Raw genomic sequence first — 1,970 nt, 5'->3', positions numbered from 1 at the left:
TTCAATTGGGAGAAGCGGCAAAGCGAGATGTTGGCACGACAGTCGGAACCGTTGCCGCTGGTGATGATTTACGCATAACAGGAGCACTTCAAAAGGCAAATAATCTTTATGAGTTAACAAATAAATCTGACGCAAGAGCTAATCTTGGGTTAGGAACCGTTGCAACAAAAAACGTGGGAAATAGTGCTGGGCAAATACCTGATATGTCTTACTGGTCTTCACCGTCAGGCGGAATTAATTTCCCGAATGGGTTCCAGATGCGATTCGGGACTATCGCAGGCGGTGGCGGAAAAGTATTTTCTACGCCATTTACAAACCAGTGCTATGGAATTGTTTTCGGACAAACATATGCATCCAACTACTGGATATTCAGCCCAATGTACAGAGCGTCAGACCTCAGTAAAACAGGTTTTGCTTTTATAAATACGGCATGGTCCGGCGTTCCAGGGACTGCATCACAGGATGCTGGTGAATCTGTTTTTTATCTTGCGGTGGGGTTCTGATATGGAAATGGTATATAGCGCTTTAAATAACAGTTTTTTCGCAAAAAATGACGTAGAGAAATATGAAGAAGCAGGGTGGAAAATTGCTGATGTTGTCGACGTAACATATGACGCTTACCTGGAGTTTATTGAAGACAGAACGTTACAAGGGAAAGTACGCATCGCGGGTGATGATGGCCTTCCCGCCTGGGGGGACATACCACCACCAACTCAGGACGAATTAGTGGTAGCCGCTGAACAGGTTCGCCAGCAACTGCTGGCTCAGGCTGACGCAACTATGCTCGACTGGCGCACAGAGTTGATGTTGGGAGAAATCAGCGACGCCAACAGGGAAAAGCTGTCGGCGTGGCTGGCATATAAAAATGATGTGAAATCGGTTGATGTGACAACCGACCCTGAGCATGTTAGCTGGCCTGTTCCCCCGGAGGTATAGGCAATTTGGTATTTGGTGCGCTGGAGGTATCGACGGCTTCCAGTGCATCCAGATAATCAAGCCACAAATTGTACTGTGCCAGTTCGTCGCCTTTCAGCCGACCAATTGCCGCCTTACCGGGCCACTGCTTACTGTTCATGTAATCATTAGCCTGGTTTATGCGTGCATGTTTTTCAGCTTCTGCCGCTTCAATTTCAGCCGCGTGTTGCGCCTCTTTATCCGTCACCCATTTTTCACCATCCCATTTATCAAACGGTGTTGATGGCGCGAGTGTAGTGAACCCGTCTTTAATATCTCCGATATAATCAACCGTGGAGGTGCCACCGTCAGTGGTTGAATAAACCACCTCGCCACGATGGTCCCTCTCTTGCGTCCACATGCTATTTTTGAATACCGCTACTTTGCCAGCGACCTCATCGCCCGGGTCAATATCAGTCGAATCAGCAGGCATTGACACGCCAATATTGATGTATTCGTCAGACCATCCGGTATATTCCCCCGTCACCGAGTCGTAGTAAAAACAGCGGATATTACCAGCTTCAACCGCCATGCCGTTTTCAAATACCGGTTTCATTATTTAGCCCTTACCAGAAAGTTAAAAGCGATGTTACGGGGACGGTTATCACCGGGGTTGATTGTCGCAACCTGACCACCAGTTGCTGAGTTTTCATTGCTTACACCGTTGATAGCTATCGAATCAGTAATCATGATTGGTCCCGTTGTTGATGTCGTTGCAAAAATCGATGCTGCCCAGTTGAAGTAACCTGCATAAGCTGCCTGAGCTGACAGTAATGCGCGCCCAGTATCAATGCCTCGCCCATCATCCCATATACGCGGAAACTCGCCGCGAGCATCGGTTAGCGTCAGACTGGGGATCACCTTCGCCAGCTTCGGATAAGTTGTTGCCGAAAATGTCGCACCGTTGAATTTCAGAAACACCATATCTGCCCATTCATCCATAACCGTATTCGGCATCGCAGAGGACGGCCAGAAGAACGGAATTCCTATGGCTGGCGCGCCTGCTCCCAAACCAA

General features: G+C 48.4%; 2 protein-coding genes and 2 pseudogenes. 2 read left to right on the top strand and 2 right to left on the bottom strand.

Annotated features, from left to right (window positions below; genetic code table 11):
- A pseudogene (locus OOJ60_RS24450) lies at positions 1-503 on the top strand (phage tail protein); the annotation flags it as partial.
- Between the two features lies 1 nt (position 504).
- Positions 505-936 carry a tail fiber assembly protein gene (locus OOJ60_RS24445; RefSeq protein WP_205613301.1) on the top strand — a complete coding sequence of 144 codons (432 nt, stop codon included), beginning with the start codon at positions 505-507 and terminating at the stop codon, positions 934-936.
- Here the strand turns inward: OOJ60_RS24445 and OOJ60_RS24440 are convergent.
- Together OOJ60_RS24440 and OOJ60_RS24435 are read right to left on the bottom strand one after the other, a co-directional pair.
- A complete protein-coding gene (locus OOJ60_RS24440; protein WP_205613300.1) occupies positions 908-1,510 on the bottom strand; it encodes a tail fiber assembly protein in 603 nt (200 codons plus the stop codon). The genes OOJ60_RS24445 and OOJ60_RS24440 overlap by 29 nt on opposite strands.
- Positions 1,510-1,970: pseudogene (locus tag OOJ60_RS24435) on the bottom strand (phage tail protein); the annotation flags it as partial. The gene OOJ60_RS24440 and the pseudogene OOJ60_RS24435, both read right to left, overlap by 1 nt.

Source organism: Citrobacter sp. R4, assembly GCF_026719175.1.
Lineage (GTDB): Bacteria > Pseudomonadota > Gammaproteobacteria > Enterobacterales > Enterobacteriaceae > Citrobacter_A > Citrobacter_A sedlakii.
The sequence above is the reverse complement of the archived record's forward strand: the minus strand, read 5'-3'. Positions and strand labels throughout refer to the sequence as shown.

Bases quoted from the DNA above. Each gene is read 5' to 3' on its own strand.
- OOJ60_RS24445 (WP_205613301.1), top strand. From the start codon at position 505: ATGGAAATGGTATATAGCGCTTTAAATAACAGTTTTTTCGCAAAAAAT.
- OOJ60_RS24440 (WP_205613300.1), bottom strand. From the start codon at position 1,510: ATGAAACCGGTATTTGAAAACGGCATGGCGGTTGAAGCTGGTAATATC.